This is a genomic window from Streptomyces anatolicus (assembly GCF_019400875.1).
Taxonomy (GTDB): Bacteria; Actinomycetota; Actinomycetes; order Streptomycetales; family Streptomycetaceae; genus Streptomyces; species Streptomyces anatolicus.
The window spans coordinates 1-26,484 of sequence record NZ_WMBF01000004.1; the positions used below are offsets into that span (position 1 = coordinate 1).

A 26,484-nucleotide genomic window follows, 5' to 3' on the forward strand; every position below is an offset into this window, starting at 1 on the left:
GGACCAGGAGTGGGTTTCGGATGGGCGTCCGCGCCGGGCGGGTGTGTCTTCGTTCGGGGTGAGCGGGACGAACGCGCACGTGATCCTTGAGGAGGCACCTGTCGAAAAGGCGCGGGTGCTGGTGGAGCGGGCTCCGGTGCCGATGCCGGTGGTGTTGTCCGGGCGGACGGATGCGGCGTTGCGGGCGCAGGTGGAGCGTTTGCGTGCGCATGTGGCGGCGCGGCCTGAGCTGGCGCTGACGGACACGGCGTATTCGCTGGTGACATCGAGGGCGTTGCTGGATCGCCGGGCTGTGGTCGTTGCATCGGATCGCGATGAATTGCTGGCGCGGCTGGGTGAGGTGACGGTCGGGGAATCGGCTGTCGGTGGTAAGTCGGCGTTCCTGTTTACGGGGCAGGGGTCGCAGCGGGCCGGGATGGGCCTGGAGCTGGCTGAGGCGTTCCCCGTTTTCGAGCAGGCGTTGGGTGAGGTGTGTGCGGAGGCTGACCCGAGGCTGGGGCGGTCGTTGCGGGAGCTGCTGGCGGCTGAGGGTGACGTACTGAACTCCACGGAGTTCACGCAGGTCGCGCTCTTCGCCGTTGAGGTGGCCCTGTTCCGGCTCGTGGAGTCGCTGGGCATCCGCACCGACTTCCTCATCGGGCACTCCGTCGGCGAGATCGCTGCTGCACATGTGGCCGGGGCACTCTCCCTTGCCGATGCCTGCGAACTGGCCGTAGCCCGTGGCCGGTTGATGGGTGCTCTTCCGGCTGGTGGGGCGATGGTCGCGGTCCAGGCCGAGGAGGCCGAGGTCGCCGAATCGCTGGCCGGGTTCGAAGGCCGCCTGGACATCGCTGCGGTCAACGGACCCCGTGCGGTCGTGGTGTCCGGTGATGAGGACGCGGTCGAGGAGTGGCTGCCTCTGTGGGACGGCCGTAAGACGACCCGGCTGCGGGTCTCGCATGCCTTCCACTCGGCGCGGATGGAGCCGATGCTGGCTGAGTTCCGTGCGGTCGCGGAGAAGCTGACGTTCGCGGAGCCTCGTATTCCTGTGGTCTCGAACGTTACCGGTGAGCTGGTGACCGCTTTCGACGCCGAGTACTGGGTGAAGCACGTACGCCAGGCCGTCCGTTTCGCTGACGGTATCCACACCTTGTGGGACCTGGGAGTTCGTCGCTTTTTGGAGCTGGGTCCCGACGCCGTGCTGTCGGCTATGGCCCGCCAGTGCGTGGAAGACTCCGAGGCCGCCTTCATCCCCGCCCTGCGGGCCAAGCGCGGCGAGCGTGAAACGTTCGCCGCCTTCGTGGGCCACGCCCACACCGCAGGCATTCGCATCGACTGGGACGCCTTCTACGCCGGCACCGGAGCCCACCGCGTCGAGCTGCCCACCTACGCCTTCCAGCGCGAGAACTACTGGCTCTCCCGCAAGCCCGGCACCGGGGACGCCTCGGCCGCCGGGATGGACCGGATGCGGCACCCGATTCTCGCCGCGGCCGTGCAGGTCGGTGACCGCGACGAGTGGGTGTTCACCGGCAGCCTGTCGCAGGAGACGCAGCCGTGGACCCGCGACCACATGGTGTTCGGCATCGTGCTCGTGCCCGGTACCGCGATGTGCGAGATGGCGTTGACCATCGGCAGGCGGCTCGGCTGTGACGTCGTGGACGAGATGATCATCGCCGCGCCTCTGGTGCTTGAGGACGACGTGACGCGGCAGATCCGGGTCACCGTCGGCGTGCCCGGTGAGGACGGGCGCCGCGAGATCGCGATCTTCTCCCGGGTCGAGGCGGGCGAGGACGCGGTCACCGAGCTGACCTGCCACGCGCGCGGCTGGCTCTCCGCCAAGGCCGAGCCCCTGGAGCCGCTGCCGATTGCCTGGCCGCCCGCGGACGCCGAGCCGCTCGCCGTCTCGGAGCTGTACACGCTGCTCAACCGGAACGCCCACCTCACCGATGTGGGCTTCGACTACGGCCCGGCCTTCCGCGCCGTGCAGGCCGCCTGGCGCCGGGGCGACGAAGTCCTCGTCGAGCTGGCGCTGCCCGAGGCGGCCGGGCCGGCTGACGGGTTCGCCATCCATCCGGCGATGTTCGACTCCGCCCTGCACGGCGGGCTCGGCATGCTCGACATGGGGGAGAACAACCCCAGCGGCCTGCCGTTCTCGTGGTCCGGCGTGCAGTTGCAGCGGTTCGGTCTCACCCGGCTCCGGGTGCGGATCACGCTGCCGGACCCGATGTCGCTGCGGCTCGACATCGCGGGCGAGGACGGCCTGCCCGTGGCCTGCCTGCGGCGGCTCGACGTCCGTCCGGTGGAGGAAGCGCATCTGGAAGCGGCACGGGGCGACGGCGAACGCGACCTCTACGCGCTGGACTGGGTACCCGCGCAGGCCGCCGCGCCAGGGGCCGCCGCCTCAGGGGCCGTCGCGCTCGCCGCGATCGGCTCGGCCGGCTCGGCCGGTGGGGTGATCGAGCAGTTCGCCGATCTGGAGGCGCTGGAGAAGGCCCTGTCCAACGGTGCGACCGTGCCCGACGCGGTGCTGGCCGAGGTCGGCACCCCGGCCGGCGGCCCGGTCTCCGACGTGAACGTGGCCGGGGCTGCCCGTTCGACCGTCGGCGGTGCGCTGGAACTCGTACAGAAGTGGCTGGCCAGTGAGGCGACACCGGCCGAGTCCCGGCTTGTGCTGGTGACGCGGAACGCGGTGTCCACGAACGGTGAGGCTCCCGATGTCGCCCAGGCGGCGGTGTGGGGCCTGCTGCGCAGCGCCCAGTCCGAGCACCCGGGACGGTTCCTCCTGGCCGACCTGGACGACGACGGCGCCGAGCCCGACTGGGGTGCGGTCGTCGAGGCGGGTGAGCCTCAACTCGCCGCCCGTAACGGGCAGTTGTTGACGCCGAGGCTTGCGCGTGCGGCCGCTGCGGTGCCCGGCCAGGTGCCGGTCTTCGACGTGGACGGGACGGTGCTGGTCACGGGTGGTACGGGTGGTTTGGGTGCGGTGTTCGCGCGGCATCTGGCTTCCGTGCACGGTGTGCGGCATCTGTTGCTGCTGAGCAGGCGTGGGCTGGAGGCTGATGGCGCGGCCGAGTTGGTGGCGGAGTTGGCGGGCCTGGGGTGTCAGGCGCAGGTTGCCGCGTGTGACGTGTCCGTTCGGGAGCAGTTGGCTGCGGCGCTGGCTCTGGCGGAGCGGCCGTTGACGGGTGTGGTGCATGCGGCTGGTGTGCTGGATGACGGTGTCATCGAGTCGATGTCGGTGGAGCAGGTCGAGCGCGTGATGCGTCCGAAGGTGGATGCGGCGTGGCATCTGCATGAGCTGACAGCTGGGGATGACCTTTCAGCGTTCGTACTCTTCTCCTCGGTCGCCGCGCTGATCGGCAGCCCGGGGCAGGGCAATTACGCTGCTGCGAACGCGGCGTTGGACGCGCTGGCCGCTTCCCGGCGGGCCGCCGGGCTGCCTGCCACCTCCCTCGCCTGGGGGCTGTGGTCGAGCGCCACGGGCATGGGCGCCCAGCTGGGTGGGGCTGAGCTGGCCCGCCTGGAGCGGATGGGTTCCAAGGCGTTGACGGAAGAGCAGGGCCTCGCTCTGTTCGACCAGGCGCTCGCCTCGGACGCGGCGCTGCTGGCGCCGGTCCGGCTGGACATCGCCGTTCTGCGCGCCCAGGCGAGGACCGGATCGATCGCGGCCGTACTGCGTGGGCTCGCGCCCGCCGCGGCCCGGCGCGCGGCCGCCCCGACGGTCTCTCTCCGCGACCAGCTGGCCGGAGTCGACGCGGCCGACCGGGAGCAGATCGTGCTGGACACGGTCCGCGCCCACGTGGCGGCCGTACTCGGCCACGCGTCGGCCGCGGCCATCGAACCCGACCGCGCCTTCCAGGAGATGGGCTTCGACTCGCTCGGCGCGGTCGAGCTGCGCAACCGGCTCACGCAGGCCACCGGTATGCGGCTGCCCGCGACGCTCGTGTTCGACCATCCCACGCCGGCGGAGATCGCGCGCCTGCTGCTCTCCGAGATCGGTGGCGTCACTGCCACCGAACCACTCATCGAAAAGGAACTGAGGAAGCTGGAAGACATGCTCGCCGCGATCGCGGACAACGAACGGCGGCAGGTGGCCGATCAGTTGCGCCGCATGCTCTCCGCCGTCAGCGATCACGGGGAGCACGGGGAAGAGGAGAGCACCGCCGAGCGCATCGAGGCGGCCAGCTCCATGGACGAGGTCCTCCAGATGATCGACGCCGAGTTCGGCGAAGCGTGACAAGGGGCGAAGGCGCGCGTGCACAAGAGGCGGCGACGCGTGACAACGGACGGCGACGCGTGACCACGGGCGGCGAAGCGTGACAACGGGCGGGGAAAGCGTGACAAGGGGCGGGGAAATGGCAGAGAACACCGATCAGCAGGAGAAGATCGCCCGCTATCTCAAGAAGATGGCGAGCGACCTCAACCAGGCCCGCGCACGCATTCGCGAGTACGAGTCCCGTGACGGGGAGCCCCTTGCGATCGTCGGCATGAGCTGCCGCTACCCCGGCGGGGTGACCTCACCCGACGAGCTCTGGGAGCTGGTGGCCTCGGGAAGTGACGGCATCGGCCCGTTCCCGGCCGACCGGGGCTGGGACCTGGAGGGGCTCTACGACCCGGACCCGGACCGGCTCGGCACCGTGTACGCCAGGGAAGGCGGGTTCATCGACGGCGCCGCCGAGTTCGACGCCGACTTCTTCGGGATCAGCCCGCGCGAGGCGACCGCGATGGACCCGCAGCAGCGGCTGCTGCTCGAGGCGTCCTGGGAGGCGTTCGAGGACGCGGGCATCGACCCGACGACCCTGCGCGGCAGCGACACCGGCGTCTTCTGCGGCGTGGGCCCCTCCGACTACGCGGCCATGCCTGCAGGATCCCTGCCCGAGATCGAGGGCTTCCGGCTGACCGGGTCCACCACCAGCGTGGTCTCCGGCCGCGTCGCCTACAGCCTCGGCCTCGAGGGCCCGGCCGTGTCCGTGGACACCGCCTGCTCCGCCTCCGCCGTCGCCCTGCACCTCGCGGTGAACGCGCTGCGGTCCGGCGAGTGCTCGCTGGCGCTCGCCGGTGGCGTCACCGTGCTGTCCGGCCCGTTCCTGCACATGGAGTTCAGCCGCCAGCGCGGCCTCGCCCCCGACGGCCGGTGCAAGGCGTACTCGGCGTCGGCGGACGGCACCGGCTTCTCCGACGGCCTCGGCATGGTGGTCCTGGAACGCCTCTCCGACGCCAAGCGCAACGGTCACCGCATCCTCGGCCTGATCCGTGGCTCCGCCGTCAACCAGGACGGCGCGAGCAACGGCCTGACCGCCCCGAACGGCCCCTCCCAGGAGCGGGTGATCCGGGCGGCCCTGGCCAACGCCGGCCTCTCGACCTCCGACGTGGACGCGGTCGAGGGCCACGGCACGGGTACGAAGCTGGGCGACCCGATCGAGGCGCAGGCGCTGCTCGCCACGTATGGCAAGGAGCGGGAGGGAGACCCGCTGTGGCTCGGCTCGATCAAGTCGAACATCGGTCATACGTCGACTGCGGCGGGCGTGGCCGGTGTCATCAAGATGGTGATGGCGATGCGGCACGGCGTGCTGCCGCCGACCCTGCACGCGGAAGAGCGCTCCCCGCACGTGGACTGGGAGTCCGGCCGCGTCGAGCTGCTGACCGAGGCGCGGGAGTGGACGGTCGAGGGCCGTCCACGTCGTGCTGGTGTGTCGTCGTTCGGTGTGAGCGGGACCAATGCGCACATCATCGTCGAGGAGGCGCCTCCGGCCGAGGAGCCGACGCAGGCCGATCCCGCCGAGGCGCCCCGGCCCGCCGGTGCGGTGCCGGTGGTGCTCTCCGCACGCAATGACGACGGCCTGCGGGCGCAGGCGGAGCGGTTGCGTGAGCGGGTGTCCGCTGACGCGGGCGTCTCTGTGGCGGATATCGCTTTCTCGTCGGTGACGTCGAGGGCGTTGCTGGATCGCCGGACTGTGGTCGTCGCCTCGGACCGGGATGAGCTGCTGGCGCGGCTGGGTGAGGTGACGGTCGGCGAGTCGGCTGTCGGTGGTAAGTCGGCGTTCTTGTTTACGGGGCAGGGGGCGCAGCGGGCTGGAATGGGCCTGGAGCTGGCTTCGGGGTTCCCGGTCCTTGAGCAGGCGTTGGGTGAGGTGTGTGCGGAGGCTGACCCGAGGCTGGGCCGGTCGTTGCGGGAGCTGCTGGCGGCTGAGGGTGACGTACTGAACTCGACGGAGTTCACGCAGGTCGCGTTGTTCGCCGTTGAGGTGGCGTTGTTCCGGCTGGCTGAGTCGCTGGGTGTTCGGGCGGACTTCCTGATCGGGCATTCGGTGGGGGAGATCGCTGCCGCGCATGTGTCGGGTGTGCTTTCGCTGGATGACGCGGTCGAACTGGTTGTCGCCCGTGGGCGGTTGATGGGCGCGTTGCCTGCGGGTGGGGCGATGGTGGCGGTGCAGGCCGAGGAGGCCGAGGTAGCTGAGTCGCTGGCCGGGTTCGCGGGGCGGCTGGATATCGCTGCGGTGAACGGGCCCCGTGCCGTAGTGGTGTCCGGTGACGCAGACGCGGTGGAGGAGTGGCTGCCGCTGTGGGAGGGGCGCAAGACGACCCGGCTGCGGGTCTCGCATGCCTTCCACTCGGCGCGGATGGAGCCGATGCTGGCCGAGTTCCGCGCGGTCGCGGACAGGCTGTCGTATGCCGAACCCCGTATCCCGGTCGTCTCCAACGTCACCGGCGAACTGGTGACCGCTTTCGACGCCGAGTACTGGGTGCGCCACGTACGCCAGGCGGTGCGCTTCGCCGATGGCATCGGCACTCTCTGGGACCTGGGCGTCCGCCGCTTCCTGGAGCTGGGCCCCGACGCCGTGCTGTCGGCCATGGCCCGTCAGTGCGTGGAAGACTCCGAAGCCGCCTTCATCCCGGCGCTGCGGGCCAAGCGCGGCGAGCGCGAGACCTTCGCCGCCTTCGTGGGCCGGGCGCACACGGCAGGCATACGTGTGGACTGGGACGCCTTCTACGCCGGCACCGGAGCCCAGCGCGTGGAGCTTCCCACGTACGCCTTCCAGCGTGAGCGCTTCTGGCTGACGCCCGGCACCGCTCCCGGGGATGTCTCCGCCGCCGGACTCATCGCCGTCGACCACCCGCTGCTCGCCGGGCGGGCGCTCATCGGTGACCGCGACGAGTGGCTCTTCACCGGACGTGTCTCCACCACGCACCAGCCGTGGACGCGCGACCACGTCGTCATGGGCACCATCGTCGTACCCGGTGTCGCGCTGGTCGAGATGAGCCTGGCCGCCGGGCGCGAGGTCGGCTGCCCCGTGCTCGACGAACTCGTCATCGAGGCCCCGCTGGCCCTGGACGAGACGACGGCACGCCAGGTGCAGATCGTCGTCGGTCACGCCGACGAGGACGGACGCCGGGAGTTCGTCATCTTCTCGCGCCCCGAGCACGGTGACGCGAGCGCGAGCGGAGACGCGGACGAGCGGCGCGACACGACCTGCCACGGTCGCGGCTGGCTGGGGGCCGACCCCGGGCCCGCACCCGCATGGGATGTCGTATGGCCGCCGCAGGACGCCGAGCCCCTGTCCGCCGAGTCGCTCTACACCCGGATGGCAGGCATCGGTTACGACTACGGTGCCCTGTTCCAGGGCGTGGTCGAGGCCTGGCAGGACGACGACGCCGTCTACGTCGAGCTCGCGCTGCCGGACGGCGCCGACGCGGGCACCTTCGGTATCCACCCCGGGCTCTTCGACTCGGCGGTGCAGAGTTCGCTCTTCGGTGAGAAGCCGGATGACACGCTCGTCATGCCGTTCTCGTGGAACGGCGTACGGCTCAGCCGGACCGGAGTGACCCGCGCCCGCGCCCGGCTCACCCCGGCGGGCGACGCCGCCTTCCGCATCGACATCGTCGACCAGTACGACGAGCCGGTCCTCAGCATGGACAAGCTCGTGTTCCGCCCCGTCGACCAGGCCCAGCTGAAGCGGGCCGCCGACACGCAGGGCTCGCTGTACCGGCTCGACTGGACCCCGGTCACGGTCGGCGCGGGCCAGGACGGACGGGTCGCGGTGCTCGGCGGACTGCCCGCGCAGGGCGAGCCGTTCGCGAACCTGAGCGCGCTGGAGCAGTCCGTGGCGGACGGCGCCCCGGCGCCCGACCTGGTGCTCGCGGGCATCACGGCCCCGGAAGCGGGGACGGCCGCCGTCGAGGCTCTGGCGCTGGTCAAGGAGTGGCTGGCCGGGACCGGCCTGGGCGGCGCCAGGCTGGCCGTGGTGACGAGGCGCGCGGCCGCCATCGGGGAAGGGGCCCCGGACGTCGCGCAGGCGGCGGTGTGGGGTCTGCTGCGCAGCGCCCAGTCCGAGCACCCCGGGCGGTTCCTCCTGGTCGACCTCGACGACGACGATGTCGTCGAAGGGCTGCACTGGGGCGGTCTGACGGAACTCGACGAGCCGCAACTCGCCGTACGAGGCGGCCGCGTGCTGGCGCCCCGGCTGGCCCGGGCGGACGCCGGCCAGACGGTGACCGAGTTCGACGCGGACGGGACGGTGCTGGTCACGGGTGGTACGGGTGGGTTGGGTGCGGTGTTCGCGCGGCATCTGGCTTCCGTGCACGGTGTGCGGCATCTGTTGTTGCTGAGCAGGCGTGGGCTGGAGGCTGATGGCGCGGCCGAGTTGGTGGCCGAGCTGGCGGGCCTGGGGTGTCAGGCGCAGGTTGCCGCGTGTGACGTGTCCGATCGGGAGCAGCTTTCGGCGGTGCTTGCCTCGCTGGGGCGGCCGTTGACGGGTGTGGTGCATGCGGCTGGTGTGCTGGATGACGGTGTCATCGAGTCCTTGTCTGCGGAGCAGATTGAGCGCGTGATGCGTCCGAAGGTGGATGCGGCGTGGCATCTGCATGAGCTGACCGCTGGGGATGACCTTTCAGCGTTCGTACTCTTCTCCTCGGTCGCTGCGCTGATCGGCAGCCCGGGGCAGGGCAACTACGCTGCCGCGAACGCGGCGTTGGACGCGCTGGCCGCTTCCCGGCGGGCCGCCGGGCTGCCCGCCACCTCCCTCGCCTGGGGACTGTGGTCGAGCACCACGGGCATGGGCGCCCAGCTGGGTGAGGCCGAGATCGCGCGCTTGGAGCGGATGGGTTCCAAGACGCTCACGGAAGAGCAGGGCCTCGCTCTGTTCGACCAGGCGCTCGCCTCGGACGCGGCGCTGCTGGCCCCGGTCCGGCTGGACATCGCCGTTCTGCGCGCCCAGGCAAGGACCGGATCGGTCCCGGCCGTACTGCGTGGGCTCGCGCCCGCCGCGGCCCGCCGCGCGGCATCCGGCGGATCTCTCGCCCAGCGCCTCGCGGGCGTACCGGAGTCGGAGCGGGAACAGGCCGCGCTCGAAGTCGTACTGACGCAGGTGGCGGGCGTGCTCGGCCACGCCTCGGCCACGTCCCTCGATCCCGATCGCGCCTTCAAGGACATCGGCTTCGACTCCCTCGCCGCGGTCGAGCTGCGCAACCGGCTCACCCAGAGCACAGGCGTACGGCTCCCCGCGACCCTGGTCTTCGACCACCCGAACCCGGTGGCGGTCGCCCGCTACCTGGTGTCGCAGGTCGCCGTCGACGTCGCGGCCGTCCAGCCGCGCACAAGGCGGGCACGGCGCGTGGACACGGCCGAACCCCTGGCGATCGTCGGCATGAGCTGCCGGTTCCCCGGCGGGGTGAACTCGCCCGAGGAGCTGTGGGAGCTGGTGGCGTCCGGCCGCGACGGCATGGGCCCCTTCCCGGCCGACCGGGGCTGGGACCTGGAGCGGCTGTACGACCCCGACCCCGACCAGGTCGGCACGGTGTACACGCGGACCGGCGGATTCGTCGACCGCATCGGGGAGTTCGACGCGGAGTTCTTCGGGATCAGTCCGCGTGAGGCGCTTGCGATGGACCCGCAGCAGCGGCTGCTGCTCGAGGCGTCGTGGGAGGCGTTCGAGGACGCGGGCATCGACCCGACCTCGCTGCGGGGCAGCAACACGGGTGTCTTCTGCGGCACCGTCGCCTCCGGCTACCACGCGACGATGGTCCCCGAGCTGGAGGGCTACCACCTCACCGGCACCACGATGAGTGTCGTGTCCGGCCGTATCGCGTACACGCTGGGTCTTGAGGGCCCGGCCCTGTCCGTGGACACGGCCTGCTCGTCCTCCGCGGTTGCCCTGCACCTGGCCTCCCAGGCGCTGCGGTCCGGCGAGTGCGAGACGGCCCTGGTCGGCGGCATCTCGCTGATGGCCACGCCCGATCTGCTCATCGGCTTCAGCCGCCAGCGCGGTCTGGCGGCCGACGGCCGGTGCAAGGCGTACTCGGCGTCGGCGGACGGGACGGGCTTCTCCGACGGCGTGGGCCTGGTGGTCCTGGAACGACTGTCGGAGGCCAAGCGCAAGGGGCGGCGGATTCTGGGTCTGGTGCGGGGTTCGGCCGTCAATCAGGACGGTGCGAGCAATGGTCTGACCGCGCCGAACGGTCCTTCGCAGGAGCGGGTGATCCGGCAGGCCCTGGCCAATGCCGGGCTCGCGGCGTCGGAGGTGGACGCGGTCGAGGGCCATGGCACGGGTACGAAGTTGGGTGACCCGATCGAGGCGCAGGCGTTGCTGGCGACGTATGGCCAGGAGCGGGATGGTGATCCGTTGTGGCTCGGGTCGATCAAGTCGAACATCGGGCATACGTCGGCTGCGGCGGGTGTCGCTGGTGTGATCAAGATGGTGATGGCGATGCGGCACGGGGTGCTGCCGCCGACGCTGCACGCCAGTGAGGCTTCCCCGCATGTGGATTGGGACTCGGGTGAGGTGCGGCTCCTGACGCAGGCCCAGGAGTGGGGTTCGGATGGGCGTCCGCGTCGTGCGGGTGTGTCGTCCTTTGGTGTGAGCGGGACGAACGCGCACGTGATCCTTGAGGAGGCGCCGGTCGAGGAAGCGCCGGTGGCGGGGGAGCGGGCTGTACCCGTGGCTCCGGTGCCGGTGGTGTTGTCCGGGCGGACGGATGCGGCGTTGCGGGCGCAGGTGGAGCGTTTGCGTGCGCATGTGGCGGCGCGGCCTGAGCTGGCGGTGACGGATACGGCGTATTCGCTGGTGACGTCGAGGGCGTTGCTGGATCGCCGGGCTGTGGTGGTCGCTTCGGATCGCGATGAATTGCTGGCGCGGCTGGGTGAGGTCTCGGCGGAGGCTGGGGTCTCGGGCAAGTCGGCGTTCTTGTTTACGGGGCAGGGGTCGCAGCGCGCCGGGATGGGCCTGGAGCTGGCTGAGGCGTTCCCCGTTTTCGAGCAGGCGTTGGGTGAGGTGTGTGCGGAGGCTGACCCGAGGCTGGGGCGGTCGTTGCGGGAGCTGCTGGCGGCGGACGGTGACGTACTGAACTCCACGGAGTTCACGCAGGTCGCACTCTTTGCCGTTGAGGTGGCGCTTTTCCGGCTGGCTGAGTCGCTGGGGGTTCGGGCGGACTTCCTCATCGGGCACTCGGTCGGCGAGATTGCCGCCGCACATGTGGCCGGGGCACTCTCCCTTGCCGATGCCTGCGAACTGGCGGTGGCTCGTGGCCGGTTGATGGGTGCTCTGCCTGCTGGTGGGGCGATGGTGGCGGTGCAGGCCGAGGAGGCTGAGGTCGCCGAATCGCTGGCTGGGTTCGAAGGCCGCCTGGACATCGCTGCGGTCAACGGGCCCCGTGCCGTAGTGGTGTCCGGTGACGCGGACGCGGCCGAGGAGTGGCTGCCTCTGTGGGACGGCCGTAAGACGACCCGGCTGCGGGTCTCTCATGCCTTCCACTCCGCACGGATGGAGCCGATGCTCGCCGAGTTCCGCGCGGTCGCGGAGAAGCTGTCGTATGCCGAACCCCGTATCCCGGTCGTCTCCAACGTCACCGGCGAACTGGTGACCGCTTTCGACGCCGAGTACTGGGTGCGCCACGTACGCCAGGCGGTGCGCTTCGCCGATGGCATCGGCACTCTCTGGGACCTGGGAGTTCGCCGCTTCCTGGAACTGGGCCCCGACGCCGTGCTGTCGGCCATGGCCCGCCAGTGCGTGGAAGACTCCGAAGCCGCCTTCATCCCCGCCCTGCGGGCCAAGCGCGGCGAGCGCGAGACCTTCGCCGCCTTCGTGGGCCACGCTCACACCGCAGGCATACGCATCGACTGGGACGCCTTCTACGCCGGCACCGGAGCCCAGCGCGTCGAGCTGCCCACGTACGCCTTCCAGCGCGAGAACTACTGGCTCTCTCCCCAGTCCGGTACCGGGGACGTTTCCGCCGCCGGGCTCACCGCCGTCGGCCATCCGCTGCTTGCTGCCGCCGTGCAGGTCGGTGACCGCGACGAGTGGGTGTTCACCGGGCGCCTCTCCGCCGAGTCGCAGCCCTGGGTGAGCGATCACGTGGTGCTGGGGTCGGTGATCGTGCCCGGTACGGCCTGGGTCGAGCTGGCCTCGGCCGCCGGGCGTGAAGTGGACGCCCCGGTGGTGGACGAGCTGGTGATGGAAGCGCCTCTCCTGCTGGAGGAGGGGGCGGCCGTACGGCTGCGGGTCACCGTGGGTGCCGTGGCGGAGGACGGCCGCCGTGAGGTCGCCGTCTTCGCCCACCCCGAAGCCGGGGCCGAAGCCGGGGCCGAGGCCGGGGGCGAAGGGCGGGCCGAGATGACCTGCCACGCGCGTGGCCTGCTGGCCCCCGAGGACAGCGCACCGGACACGTGGGTACCGGCCCAGTGGCCGCCGGCCGGCGGAGTCGAACTGACCGGAGACGCGCTGTACTCCGGGATGGCCGAGCTGGGGTTCGACTACGGCCCGGTCTTCCAGGGTGTGCGTACGGCGTGGACCGTGGGCGACGAGGTGTACGCCGATGTCGCCCTTCCCGGCGGCACCGGGGGCGAGGGCTTCGGCCTCCACCCCGCGCTCTTCGACGCGACGCTGCACAGCGCGTTCGCCGAGAAGGGGGCGGGGGGCGGCGCGACGCCCCTGCCGTTCTCCTGGTCGAAGGTGAGCATCGGACGCACCGGGCTTTCACAGGTCCGGGTACGGATCTCGCCCGCCGGTGACGCGGCACTGCGCGTGGACGCCGTGTCCGAGCACGGCGAGCCGGTGCTGAGCCTCGGCAGGCTGGACATGCGTCCGGTCGACCCCGCCCAGCTGGAGCGGCTGCGGCGCAGCGGTCAGCAGCCGGTCTACCGGCTCGACTGGGCCCCCGTCGCGGTCGAAGCGGGCCGATCCGTGCAGGTGGCGGTCGTCGGTGGCGCGGCAGGAAGCGGCGAGCCGTTCCCGGACCTGGCCGCCCTGGAGAAGGCCGTCGGCGACGGCGGACAGGCCCCGCAACTGGTCATCGCCGCCGTCGACACCCCCGGTGGAGGCACCTCCGGTGGAGGCACCCCCGGTGGAGGCACCCCCGCCGGGGACACGGCCGCCGGGAACACCCCCGCCGAAGACCCGGCCGTGGCCGCCAGGGAGGCCGCCGTCCAGGCGCTCGCCCTGGTGCGGCAGTGGCTCGCGGTCACCTCGCTGGGCGACGCCCGGCTGGCCGTCGTGACCCGGCGGGCCGTCGCCGTCGCAGACGAGACGCCGGACATCGCCCAGGCGGCGGTGTGGGGTCTGCTGCGCAGCGCCCAGTCCGAGCACCCCGACCGGTTCCTCCTGGTCGACCTCGACGACGACCTCTACGACGCCCGCAACGACGCCCTCGACGGCGACGGCGCCGAGCCCGACTGGGGCGGCCTGCTCGACGCGGACGAACCGCAGCTCGCCGTCCGCGGAAAGCAGGCGTTCGCGCCCCGCCTGACCGCGTCCGCCCAGCCCGCGACCCCCACCGACACCGCCACCGACACCGGCCAAGCCCTCGGTGACCCCGCCGGCCTGGCCGACGGCACCGTCGTCGTCACCGGCGGCACCGGCGGCCTGGGCGCACTGTTCGTACGCCACCTCGTCACCGGACACGGCGTACGCGACCTGCTGCTGCTCAGCCGCCGCGGTCCCGCCGCCGAGGGCGCCGCCGAACTGGTGGCGGAAGTGGCGGAGCTGGGCGCCACGGCACGCGTGGTCGCCTGTGATGTGTCGGACAGGGAGCAACTGGCCGCCGCGCTCGGCTCCGTGGAGCGTCCGGTCACCGCCGTCGTCCACACGGCGGGCGTACTCGACGACGGTGTGGTCGAGTCGCTCTCGGCGGAGCAGATCGAACGCGTCATGCGGCCCAAGGTGGACGCCGCCTGGCACCTGCACGAGCTGACGGCCGGCGCGGACCTCGCGGCGTTCGTCCTCTTCTCCTCGGCCGCCTCGCTGATGGGCAGCCCGGGCCAGGCCAACTACGCGGCGGCGAACGCCGCTCTCGACGCGCTGGCCGCGTCCCGTAGGGCCGCCGGGCTGCCCGCCACCTCCCTCGCCTGGGGTCTGTGGTCGGGCACCGCGGGCATGGCCGCACAGCTGGACGAGGCCGAACTGGCCCGTCTGGAGCGGATGGGCATGAACGCCCTCACCGCCGAGACCGGGCCCGCGCTGTTCGACCAGGCGCTGGACGTGGACGCGGCCGTGGTCGCCCCGGTACTGCTTGAGACGGCCGCGCTGCGCGCCCAGGCGCGGGCCGGCACGCTCCCGCCGTTGCTGCGCGGCCTGGTCCGGATGCCCGCCCGCGCGGCCGACTCGGGGGCTGCGGCACTGGCCCAGCGCCTTGCCGCCACTCCGGAGGCCGAGCGCGAAAAGGTCGTACTGGACTTGGTCCGCACCCAGGTCGCCGGAGTCCTCGGGCACGCGTCCGGCGCGTCCATCGACCCCGAACGCGCCTTCAAGGACCTCGGCTTCGACTCCCTCGCCGCGGTCGAGCTGCGCAACCGGCTCAGCCGGGCCACCGGCGTGCGCCTGCCCGCCACCGTCGTGTTCGACCACCCGAGCCCGGTGGCCGTCACCCGCTATCTGCTGCCGGAACTGGTCTCCGGCACCGCCGCCGCGCCGCGGTCCGAGCAGGACGAGATCCGCGCGCTGCTCGCGTCGATCCCCGTCGACCGGCTCCGCAAGGCCGGACTCCTCGACACCCTGCGCGAACTCGCCGACAACGACCCGCCGGAGTCGGCCGCGGAGGAGGGCGAGACCGAGTCCTACGACGACATGGACGCGGAAGCCCTGATCCGTATGGCCCAGGAGGACCTCGCATGAACCCGGCAGTGAGCGCCGCCGTCGCCGCACCGAGCACGAAGACGAAGGAATAGACATGGCCACCGATCAGACTCAGCTCGTCGAGGCGCTGCGGAAATCCCTCAAGGAGACCGACAGGCTCCGCCAGCTCAACAAGCGGCTGCTCGCCCAGTCCGGCGAACCCCTGGCGATCGTCGGCATGAGCTGCCGCTACCCCGGTGGCGTCACCTCCCCCGACGAACTGTGGGACCTCATCGCGTCCGGCCGCGACGCCGTCACCGGCCTCCCCGCCGACCGAGGCTGGGACCTGGACCGGCTCTACGACCCGACATCGGGCCGCCCCGGCGCCGTCACCACCAGCGGCGGCGGCTTCCTGGACCGGATCGGGGAGTTCGACGCGGAGTTCTTCGGGATCAGCCCGCGCGAGGCCATGGCCATGGACCCCCAGCAGCGGCTGCTCCTGGAGGCGTCCTGGGAGGCCTTCGAGCACGCGGGCATCGACCCGACCTCGCTGCGCGGCAGCGACACCGGTGTCTTCTGCGGCGTCAGCACCAGCGACTACTGCACGGTGCCCGCGGGCAGCCTGCCGCAGATCGAGGGCCTTCAGCTGACCGGCGCCGCGGCCAGCGTCTCCTCCGGCCGCATCTCGTACCTGTTCGGCCTCGAGGGCCCGGCCGTGTCCGTCGACACCGCCTGCTCCTCCTCCGCCGTCGCCCTGCACATGGCCACGCAGGCCCTGCGCGCCAACGAGTGCTCCATGGCCCTGGTCGGCGGCGTCACCGTCATGTCAGGACCGTTCCTGCTCTCCGAGTTCAGCAGCCAGCAGGCGGTGTCACCGGACGGCCGCTGCAAGGCGTACGCGGCGTCGGCGAACGGCACCGGCTTCTCCGACGGCCTCGGCATGGTGGTCCTGGAACGCCTCTCCGACGCCCAGCGCAAGGGCCACCGCATCCTCGGCCTGATCCGTGGCTCCGCCGTCAACCAGGACGGCGCGAGCAACGGCCTGACCGCCCCGAACGGCCCCTCCCAGGAGCGGGTGATCCGGGCGGCCCTGGCCAACGCCGGTCTCTCGCCGGCCGACGTCGACGCGGTCGAGGGCCACGGCACCGGCACCGTCCTCGGCGACCCCATCGAGGCGCAGGCGCTGCTCGCCACGTATGGCCAGGAGCGGGACGGTGACCCGTTGTGGCTCGGGTCGATCAAGTCGAACATCGGCCACACCTCCCTGGCCGCGGGCGTCGCCGGTGTCATCAAGATGGTGATGGCGATGCGGCACGGCGTGCTGCCGCCGACCCTGCACGTGGACGAGCCGTCCCCGCACATCGACTGGGAGTCCGGCCGCGTCGAGCTGCTGACCGAGGGACGGGAGTGGTCCGCCGGGGAGAAGCCCCGCCGTGCCGCCGTGTCGTCGTTCGGTGTGAGCGGGACGAACGCGCACATCATTTTGGAGGAGGCGCCCGCAGGGGAGCCCGCCGAGGATGTCGCCGCGGTACGTCCCCTGCCTGCCGTCCCTGTGACGGTGTCCGGACGGACGGCGGTGGCGATGCGCGCCCAGGCCGGCCGGCTCCGCGCCCACGCGCTGGCACGGCCGGACCTGTCTCCGGCCGACCTGGGCTTCTCCGCGGCGACCACCCGTGCGCACCTGGAACACCGAGGTGTGGTGGCCGCCGCCGACCGCGACCAGCTGCTCTCCGGCCTGGCGGCACTCGCCGGTGGCGAGCCTTCGCCGGTGGCCGTCGAAGGCCGCGCCGAACCGGGCGCCAAGCCGGTCTTCGTCTTCCCCGGGCAGGGTGCCCAGTGGGAGGGCATGGCGGTCGAACTCCTGGACACTTCCCCCGTCTTCGCCGCCGAGATCGCCAAGTGTGCCGAGGCGCTCGCGGAGTTCGTGGACTGGGACCTCATCGACGTGCTGCGGAGCGCCCCGGGCGCGCCGACGCTGGAGCGCGTCGATGTGGTGCAGCCCGCCCTGTTCTCGGTGATGGTGAGTCTGGCGGCGCTGTGGCGTTCGTATGGTGTGGAGCCGTCCGCCGTGGTGGGCCACTCGCAGGGTGAGATCGCCGCCGCGTATGTCGCGGGTGGGCTTTCGCTGCGGGACGCTGCGCGGGTTGTGGCGGTGCGCAGTGTGCTGGTGCGGGATCGTCTTGCCGGTCTTGGCGGGATGATGTCGGTGGCGTTGCCGGTGGGGCGGGTCGAGGAGCTGATCGCCCCTTACGAGGGTCGTGTGTCGGTGGCGGCGGTGAATGGTCCGGCTGCTGTGGTGGTGGCGGGTGAGCCGGGTGCGCTGGATGAGGTGCTGGCGCTCTGTGAGGCTGAAGGTGTTCGTGCGCGTCGGGTGAAGGTGGACTATGCCTCGCACTCGGCGCAGGTGGAGGTCATCGAGGCGGAGTTGCTGGCCGCGCTGGGGCCGGTGAAGCCGGTGAGCGGGCGGGTTCCGTTCTACTCCACGGTCACGGGTGGCTTTATCGACACCGCTCGTATGGATGCCTCGTACTGGTACACGAATCTGCGCAGCCAGGTCGGGTTCGAACCCGCCATCCGCGCCCTCACCGACAACGGCACCGGGTGCTTCCTGGAGATGTCCCCGCACCCCGTGCTCGCCATGGCCGTGGAGGACACCGTCGCCGCGCACGGCACGGAACAGCGCGTCGGCGTCGTCGGTTCGCTGCGGCGGGAGGAGGGTGGCCTCTCCCGCTTCCTGCTCTCGCTCGGCGAGGCGCACACCGTCGGCGTCAAAATCGACTGGGACGCCTGCTTCACCGAATCCGGTGCCCGGCGCGTCGAACTGCCCACCTACGCCTTCCAGCACAAGCACTACTGGCTGGACACCACCGGCCTCGCCGACGCCTCGGCGGCCGGACTCGGCCGCGTCGAGCACCCCGTACTCGCGGCCGCCGTACAGGTCGGCGACCGCGACGAATGGCTCCTCACCGGCCGCCTCTCCCCGCAGGGCCAGCCCTGGACCCGTGACCACGCCCTGTTCGGCACGGTCACCCTCCCCGGCGCCGCCCTCCTCGAACTGGTCCTCTCCGCGGGCCGTCACGTCGGCTGCGACCTGGTGGAGGAGCTGAACCTCGAAGCCTCGCCGGTCCTCGATGACGACGCCCTGCGCGTCCAGGTCATGCTCGGCGACGCCGACGCCGAAGGCCGCCGTGAAGTGACGGTCTACTCGCGGCCCGACACCGACGGCAGCCGGTCCGCCGAAGCCGTCTGCCACGCCCGCGGCCGCATCGCCCCCGGCGCCCAGCCGCTCACCGGCCGCCTCGCCGCATGGCCGCCCGCCGGAGCCGAAGCGGTCTCGGTCGACGCCCTCTACACCGCGCTGGCCGAACTCGGCCTCGACTGCGGTGCGCTGCTCCAGTGCGCGCAGTCCGCGTGGACCCTCGACGGCGAGGTGTACGCCGAACTCGCCCTGCCCGACGGCATGGAGCCCGGCACGTACGTGATCCACCCGGCCCTCCTTGAATCCGTCCTGCACACCGCCCACCGCCCCGGAGCCGAAGCGGCCCCCACGGCAGCGTCCTGGGCGGGCGTGCGCGTCACCGGACAGAAGCTCCTCCAGGCCCGCGCCCGCATCACGCGGGCCGGTGACGGCGTGCTCCGCCTCGACCTCTTCGACACCGACGGCGCACACGTCGCCCACGCCGACCGGATCTCCGTACGGGCCGCCGACCCGGCCTCGTTCGGGCAGCGGCGCCGGGGGCAGAACGCGCTGTTCCGCCTCGACTGGTCCCCGCTCACGGTCGGCGCGGCCGAGCCGGTGCGGACCGCCGCGCTCGGCGAGGTCCCGGGAATGGCCGACCACCACGCCGACGTGGCGGCGCTTGAGCAGGCCGTCGCGGAGGGTGCCCCCGTCCCCCGGGCGGTCCTGACCGTCCTCGACACGGCAGCGGGAGAGACCCCGGAGGCCGTGCGCGACGCGGCCGCACGGGCCGTGGAACTGGTACGGCGGTGGCCCGCCGACGGCACGCTCGGCGAGACCACGCTCGTCGTGCTCACACGCGGAGCGGTGACGGCCGGCGACGAGGCCCCCGACCCGGCGCAGGCCGCCGTCTGGGGTGTGCTGCGTGCCGCGCAGTCCGAACACCCGGGCCGCTTCCTCCTCGTGGACCTCGACACAGGCTCGGGACCCGGCGCCGACGCGGACCTCGACACCGACGTCGTACGCGACTGGGGCGCGCTGCTCGCCCTGGACGAGCCGCAGCTCGCCGTACGCGACGGCAAGATCCTCGCCCCCCGGCTCGCCCGGGCCCAGGGCGGGACGCCGGACGGGCCCGCGCTCGTGGACCCCGCGAGGCCCGAGGGCACCGTGCTGGTCACGGGCGCCCTGGGTGCCCGGATCGCCGAGCACGTCAGCACGCGGCACGGCGCCCGCCACGTCGTCCTGGCCGTCCCGCACGGCTCGGATGCGGAGCCGGTCGCTCTCGGCGACCAGGTGCGCGTCGCGCCCTGCGACCTCACCGACCGGGACCAACTGGCCGCGCTCCTGGCCTCCCTGGAGCACCCGCTGACCGCTGTCGTGCACGCCGCGGGAGTCTCCGAGGCGGGCCTGGTCGAGACGCTTACCGACGAGCGGCTGGAGACGGCCCTCCGGGACACCGTCGACACCGCGTGGCACCTGCACGAGCTGACCGCCGACGCGGACCTCTCCGCGTTCGTGCTGTTCTCCTCCTTCGCCGGGCTCGTCGGCATGCCGGGCCAGGCCGCCGCCTCCGCCGCCGACGCGGCCCTGACGGCGATCGCGGGCGGCCGCCGCGCCGCCGGACTCCCCGGCACCGCACTGGCCTGGGGCCCCTGGACGGACGGCGACACCGGTACCGGCGCGTCCGTCGCCGACCCCGCCCTCCTGGCGCAGTCCGGCATCGTCCCGCTCACCACCGAACTGGCCCTCGAACTGTTCGACCGCTCTGTTGCCGGGGGAGAGCCGCTGCTGGCCCCGGCCGAGCTGGACCCGGCCGCCCTGCGCGAGCAGGCCAGGGCCGGACTGCTGCCCGCCGTGCTGCGCGGCCTCGTGCGCGTGCCCGCCCGGCGCGCCGCGTCCGGCGGCTCCCTCGCGCGGCGGCTCGCCGAGGTGCCGCAGGGCGAGCGGGAGGCCCTGGTCCTCGAACTGGTGCGGGCGCAGGTCGCGTCCGTGCTCGGCCACGACTCCGCCGACGAGGTGGACAGCGCCCGCGCCTTCAAGGAGCTGGGCTTCGACTCGGTCAGCGCGGTCGAACTGCGCAACCGGCTCTCGCGCAGCACCGGCGTGCCGCTGCCCGCCACCGTCGTCTTCGACCACCCCACCCCGACGGCCGTCGCACGGCTGCTGCTCGCGCAGGCCGACGGCGCCACGGAGACCGCCCCGGCGGCCGTGCGGAAGCGGCGCGGGACCGTGGACGAACCGCTCGCCATCGTCGGCATCGGCTGCCGCTACCCCGGCGGCGTCGCCTCCGCCGACGACCTGTGGGAGCTGGTGGCCGAGGGCCGCGACGTGATCGGCCCGTTCCCGGCCGACCGAGGCTGGGACCTGGAACGGCTGCACAGCACCGACCCCGAGCAGACCGGCACGACCAACGCGCGCGGCGGCGGCTTCGTCTCCGGCATGGCCGACTTCGATGCCGAGTTCTTCGGCATCAGCCCGCGCGAGGCCATCGCCATGGACCCCCAGCAGCGGCTGCTCCTGGAGACCTCCTGGGAGACCCTGGAGCACTCCGGCATCGACCCGACCTCCCTGCGCGGCACCGACACCGGCGTCTTCATCGGCATCACCGGCTCCGACTACAGCCTCGTCCTGCCAAGCGAGTACGAGGGCTACCGCGTCACCGGCACCATGGCCAGCGTCGCCTCCGGCCGCATCTCGTACACCCTGGGCCTTGAGGGCCCGGCCGTCTCGGTGGAGACCGCCTGCTCCTCCTCCGGGGTCGCCCTGCACCTCGCGGCGCAGGCGCTGCGCTCCGGCGAGTGCTCGCTCGCGCTCGCGGGCGGCGTCACCTTCATGAACACGCCGGTCATGATGACCGAGTTCAGCAGGCAGGGCGCGAACTCCCCCGACGGCCTCTGCCGGGCCTACGCGGCATCGGCGGACGGCACCGGCTTCTCCGACGGCCTGGGCCTCGTCGCCCTGGAACGGCTCTCCGACGCCCGGCGCAACGGCCGCAGGATCCTCGGTCTGATCCGGGGCACCGCCACCAACCAGGACGGCGCGAGCAACGGCCTGACCGCGCCGAGCGGCCCGGCACAGGAGCGGGTGATCCGGCAGGCGCTCGCCGACGCCGGGCTCTCCCCCGCGGACGTGGACGCGGTCGAGGGCCACGGCACCGGCACCAAGCTCGGTGACCCCATCGAGGGGAACGCCGTCCTCGCGACGTACGGCCAGGAGCGCGACGGGGAGCCGCTGTGGCTGGGGTCGATCAAGTCGAACATCGGCCACACCTCGGGAGCCGCCGGTATCGCCGGTGTCATCAAGATGGTCATGGCGATGCGGCACGGGACGCTGCCCAAGACCCTCCACGTCGACGCCCCCTCCCCGCACATCGACTGGCAGTCCGGTGAGGTGGAGCTGCTGACCGAGGCCAGGGAGTGGACCGGCCGCGGCCGGCCCCGCCGGGCGGGCGTCTCCGCGTTCGGCGTGAGCGGCACCAACGCGCACATCATCGTCGAGGAGGCACCACCCGCCGAGACCCCGGCCGCCCCCGAGCCCGGGGCCGCGACTCCGGCGCAGGCTCCCGCGCTGCCGGTACTGCTCTCCGCCCGCACCGAGACCGCCGTACGCACCCAGGCCGAGCGGCTGCGACGGCACCTCATCGACAACCCCGGGCTCTCGCTGCCCGACGTCGGCCACTCCCAGCTGACCACCCGGGCGCTCCTTGAGCACCAAGCGGTGCTCGTCGCCGCCGACCGGGACGAACTGCTCGCCGAACTGGCGGCCTTCGCCGTCGGCGACGTGACCGACCAGACCGTCTCCGGCCGCCCCACCGGCGCCGTCAAGCCGGTGTTCGTCTTCCCCGGGCAGGGTGCCCAGTGGGAGGGCATGGCCGTCGAACTCCTGGACTCCTCCCCGGTGTTCGCCGCCGAGGTCGCCAAGTGTGCGGACGCGATGGCGGACTTCGTGGAGTGGGACCTGGTGGATGTCCTTCGGGGCGCCCCGGGCGCGCCGACGCTGGAGCGCGTCGATGTGGTGCAGCCCGCTCTGTTCTCGGTGATGGTGAGTCTGGCGGCGCTGTGGCGTTCGTACGGAGTGGAGCCGTCCGCCGTGGTGGGCCATTCGCAGGGCGAGATCGCCGCCGCCTACGTCGCGGGCGGGCTCTCGCTGCGGGACGCGGCCCGGATCGTCGCCGTGCGCAGCAGGATCGCCCGCGACCGGCTCATGGGAACCGGCTGCCTGGTCTCGCTCGCCGTGCCGGTGGAGCGGGCCGAGGAGCTGATCGAACCGTTCGGCGGCCGGATGACCGTCGCGGCTGTGAACGGCCCGGCGTCGGTGATCGTCGCCGGTGACCTGGACCTGGTCGACGCGCTGATGGAGCAGTGCGACCGTGCGGAGGTCAGGGCCAAGCGGGTCGCGGCCACCTTCGCCTCGCACTCGCCGCACGTCGAGGTGGCCCGCGACGAGATGCTGGCGGCGCTCGCCGCGGTCGAACCGCGCAGCGGGCACACCCCTCTGTACTCCACGGCACTCGGCGCGTTCACCGACACGGCGACCATGGACGCCGACTACTGGTACGCCAACCTGCGCAACCCGGTCGGCTTCGAACCCGCGATCCGCGCGCTGACCGAGGACGGCACGGGCTGCTTCCTGGAGATGTCCCCGCATCCGGTGCTCGGCGTGGCGACGGAGGAGACCGTCGCCGCCGCGGGCGGCCGGGCCGGGGTGGTCGGCTCGCTCCGGCGCGGCCAGGGCGGGATGAAACGCTTCCTGCTCTCCCTCGCCGAAGCGCACATCGCCGGAGTGCGGGTCGACTGGTCCTCCGCCTTCGCAGGCACGGGCGCCCGGCAGGTCGAACTGCCCACGTACGCCTTCCAGCGCAAGCGGTACTGGCCGACCGCGCGCCCGGCCACGGGCGACCCGGCCGCCTCCGGCCTCGGCCGCGTCGACCACGCGATCCTGACGGCGGCCACGCGGCTCGCCGACCGGGACGAGTGGGTGCTCACCGGCCGGATGTCCCACGAGAGCCAGCCCTGGCTCCGCGACCACATCGCCTTCGGCCTGCCCATCGCCCCCATGGCGACCCTCGCCGAGCTGGCGCTGGCCGCGGGCCGTGGCGTCGGGGCTCCGCTGCTCGACGAGATGATGCTGGAGGCGCCGCTGCTGCTGCCCGACGGCGCGGCGGTGCAGATCCAGGCGATCGTCGGCGCCCCGGCACAGGACGGCCGCCGCCCGGTGACGGTCCACTCCCGCCCGGACGGCGACCAGCACGCCGAGTCGACCCGCCACTGCACGGGCTGGCTCGCCGAGGAGACCGAACCCGCCGCGGGCCTCGCGGGTCCGTGGCCGCCCGCCGGGGCCGAGCCGCTGTCGGTCGACGAGTTGTACGCGGCCCTCGCCGACCTCGGCCTCGACTGCGGCCCGGCGCTCCAAGGGGTGCGGTCGGCATGGCGCTCGGGCGCCGAGGTCTACGCCGAACTCGCGCTGCCCGAGGAGACGGGCGCGGCGGGGTACGGCATCCACCCGGCCCTGCTCGAAGCCGTGCTGCACACCGGGCAGTGGCGCTTCGCCGACCAGGGCGCGACGAAGCTCCCCGTCTCCTGGTCCGGCGTGCGGCTCGCCGCGAGCGGCGCCACCGGGTGCCGCGCACGTGTCGTCCCCGACGGCGACACCCTGCGTCTCGACGTCTTCGCCGAGGACGGCACGCTCGTCCTCGGCGCCGACCGCGTCGCCTTCCGTGACGCGGACCCGGCCCACATCGAGGAGCTGCGCCGGGGCCAGAGTTCGCTGTACCGCGTGGACTGGGTCACGGCACAGCCCGGTACCGGTACTCCGGTGCGGCTCGCCGCGCTGGGCGGGGCGGCGGCGCAGGCCGCCGACCACTACGCCGATCTGGCCGCACTCGAACAGGCCGTGGACGGCGGCGCGTTGGTTCCGCAGGCCGTGCTCGCGGTGATCGACGCTCCGGCGGGCGACGGCGCGGTCGCGGTGCGGGACGCTGCGGCGGTGCGGGACGCCGGCGCGGTGCGGGACGCGGCCGAAGCGGCGGCGGAACTGGTGCGGGGCTGGGCGCGGCACCCGAGGTTCGGCGACACCCGGCTCGTCGTGGTGACGCGCCGGGCCGTGGCGGCCAGGGACGGAGAGGTCCCCGACGCGGCGCAGGCCGCGGTCTGGGGCGTACTGCGGGCCGCGCAGGCCGCACACCCCGGCCGGTTCCTCGTCGTCGACACCGACGAGGGCGCCGAGCCTCAGTGGGAGGCGCTGCTCGGGCTCGACGAGCCGCAGCTCGCCGTGCGTCCCGGGCAGGTCCTGACGCCGCGCCTCGTGCCGGCCCCGGCCGGTCCGGGCGGGCGGCCCGCGTTCGCGGACACCGAGGGCACGGTGCTGGTCACCGGCGGTCTGACCCCTCGGGGCGCGGCGCTCGCAAGGCACCTGGCCGCTCAGCACGGCGTACGGGACCTGCTGCTGCTCGGCGACGACCGGGCGACCGCCGACGGGCTCGTCGCGGAGCTGGCGGAACTCGGGGCGCGCGCCCGTGTCGAGGCGTCCGCGCCGGAACGGCTGGCCGAGGTGGTCGGGTCGCTGGAGCGGCCGCTCACCGCCGTCGTCCACATGGACGGCGACCCCCAGGGACTTGAACTGGCCTGGCGGCTGCACGCGTTGACGCGGGAGGCCACTCTCGCCGCCTTCGTGGTGTGCACGTCGTTCGCCTCCCTGGCCTCGCTCTCCTCTCCCGGGTCCGGGGACGGTGACGGCGGGGCACAGGTCTCCGCCGCCGACGCGGCAGGGGAAGCGCTGGTGCGGGCGCGGCGCGCGGCCGGCCTCGCCGGTACGACGCTGGCCCTGGTCCCGTGGGCGGGGCACGACGCGAGCCCCGGCACCGACGCGAGCCCCGGCACCGCGGAACTCCCGGCCGAGCGCGCCCTGGAGCTGTTCGACCAGGCACTCGCCGCGGACGGCGCCCTGCTGGCACCGGTGCAGCTGGACCCGGCGGCACTGCGGACACGGGCCCGCGACCGGAGCCTGCCGGCGCTGCTGCGCGGCCTGGTCCGGCTGCCCGCCCAGCGGGAAGCCGGAGGCGGCTCCCTGGCGCAGCGGCTCGCGGGCGTCACGGACGCGGACCGCGAACGGGTCGTCCTTGAGCTGGTCACGGTCCACGTCGCCGCCGTGCTCGGCCACGCGGCCGACGAGCGGATCGACGCCGAACGCAGGCTCAAGGAGCTGGGCATGGACTCGCTGAGCGCGGTCGGGCTGCGCAACCGGCTCTCGCAGGCCACCGGCCTGCGGCTGCCCGTCTCCTTCGTCTTCGAGCACCCCACCCCGGCGGAGATCGCCAGGCAGCTGCTCAAGCAGGTCGGTGCGGGCGCGCCGGAGACCGGGGCGACCGGGCCGGCCGGGGCGACGATCGGACGGCGGCTGCGGCACGCCGCCGATTCCGGCACCCTGCCTCAGGCGCTGCGGCAGTTGACGGACGCCGTGGCCGACGGGCCGGTCTTCTCGACGGCCGCGGAGCTGCCCGGCAGCGGGGCGCGGCTCGCGCAGCTGGCCTCGGGACCGGGCCGGGTGAAGATCGTCTGCGTGCCGTCCTATGTGTACGTGGTCGGTTCGGGCCAGGAGCAGTTCATGCGCCTCGCCGACCGCTTCGAAGGCATACGGGACGTACACGTCTGCACCCTGCCGGGCTTCGGGAGCGAGCTGGCACCCCGCACCAGGGAGGTCGCCCTCGAGGTCCTGGAGGGCGCGATCCGCGCGGCCGTCGGCGACGCGCCGTTCGTTCTGGTCGGCTACTCCATGGGCGGCACAGTGGCGCGTTCGCTCGCCGAACGCCTGGAGGCCTCGGGCGCCGCGCTCACCGGGGTCGCCATGATCGACACGCTGGCGTTCGACAGCGACAGCGACAGCGACAGCGAGGGCGAGGGCCAGGGCGAGGGTGGCGGCGCCGACGGCGACGCCGGTGACGCGTTCGCCGACGTACTCGCGGGCCTCCTCACGCGCGAGCAGCGCGAGATCTCCATCGGCGACGCCAACTGGCTCTCCATGGGCGCCTATCTGCGCCTCTTCTCCGGGGTGCGGCCGCGCCCCCTCGCCGCCAGGACCCTGATGGTCCGCGCGGCCGACCCGCTCGGCGCCCCGGCGCCGGACGGCCCGCGGTGGGCGGACGCCGACGCGCACGTCGAGGTCGCCGCCGACCACTTCGCCCTCATCGAGACCGCGGCCGCGGACACGGCGGACGCGATCGAGGGGTGGATCGAGGAATGACGTAGGCCCAGCGGCAACGAGACAGAACCAGTCAGCCAGCCAGAAGGA

General features: G+C 72.9%; 3 protein-coding genes. All 3 read left to right on the forward strand.

The window, feature by feature from the left end; translation table 11 throughout:
- The first annotated feature begins 43 nt into the window (after positions 1-43).
- The 3 genes from GKQ77_RS01030 (at position 44) to GKQ77_RS33135 (ending at position 26,436) form a co-directional block, all read left to right on the forward strand.
- Positions 44-4,216, forward strand: coding sequence for an SDR family NAD(P)-dependent oxidoreductase (locus tag GKQ77_RS01030; protein WP_308117504.1), 4,173 nt, complete (start codon positions 44-46; stop codon positions 4,214-4,216).
- Positions 4,217-4,334: 118 nt separating this feature from the next.
- Entirely contained in the window at positions 4,335-15,080 is a 10,746-nt protein-coding gene (locus GKQ77_RS01035) for a type I polyketide synthase (protein ID WP_219686669.1), read from the forward strand.
- Positions 15,081-15,135: 55 nt separating this feature from the next.
- Positions 15,136-26,436: a type I polyketide synthase gene (locus GKQ77_RS33135; protein ID WP_258020680.1), complete on the forward strand. Its 11,301-nt coding sequence runs from the start codon at positions 15,136-15,138 to the stop codon at positions 26,434-26,436.
- Positions 26,437-26,484 lie beyond the last annotated feature (48 nt).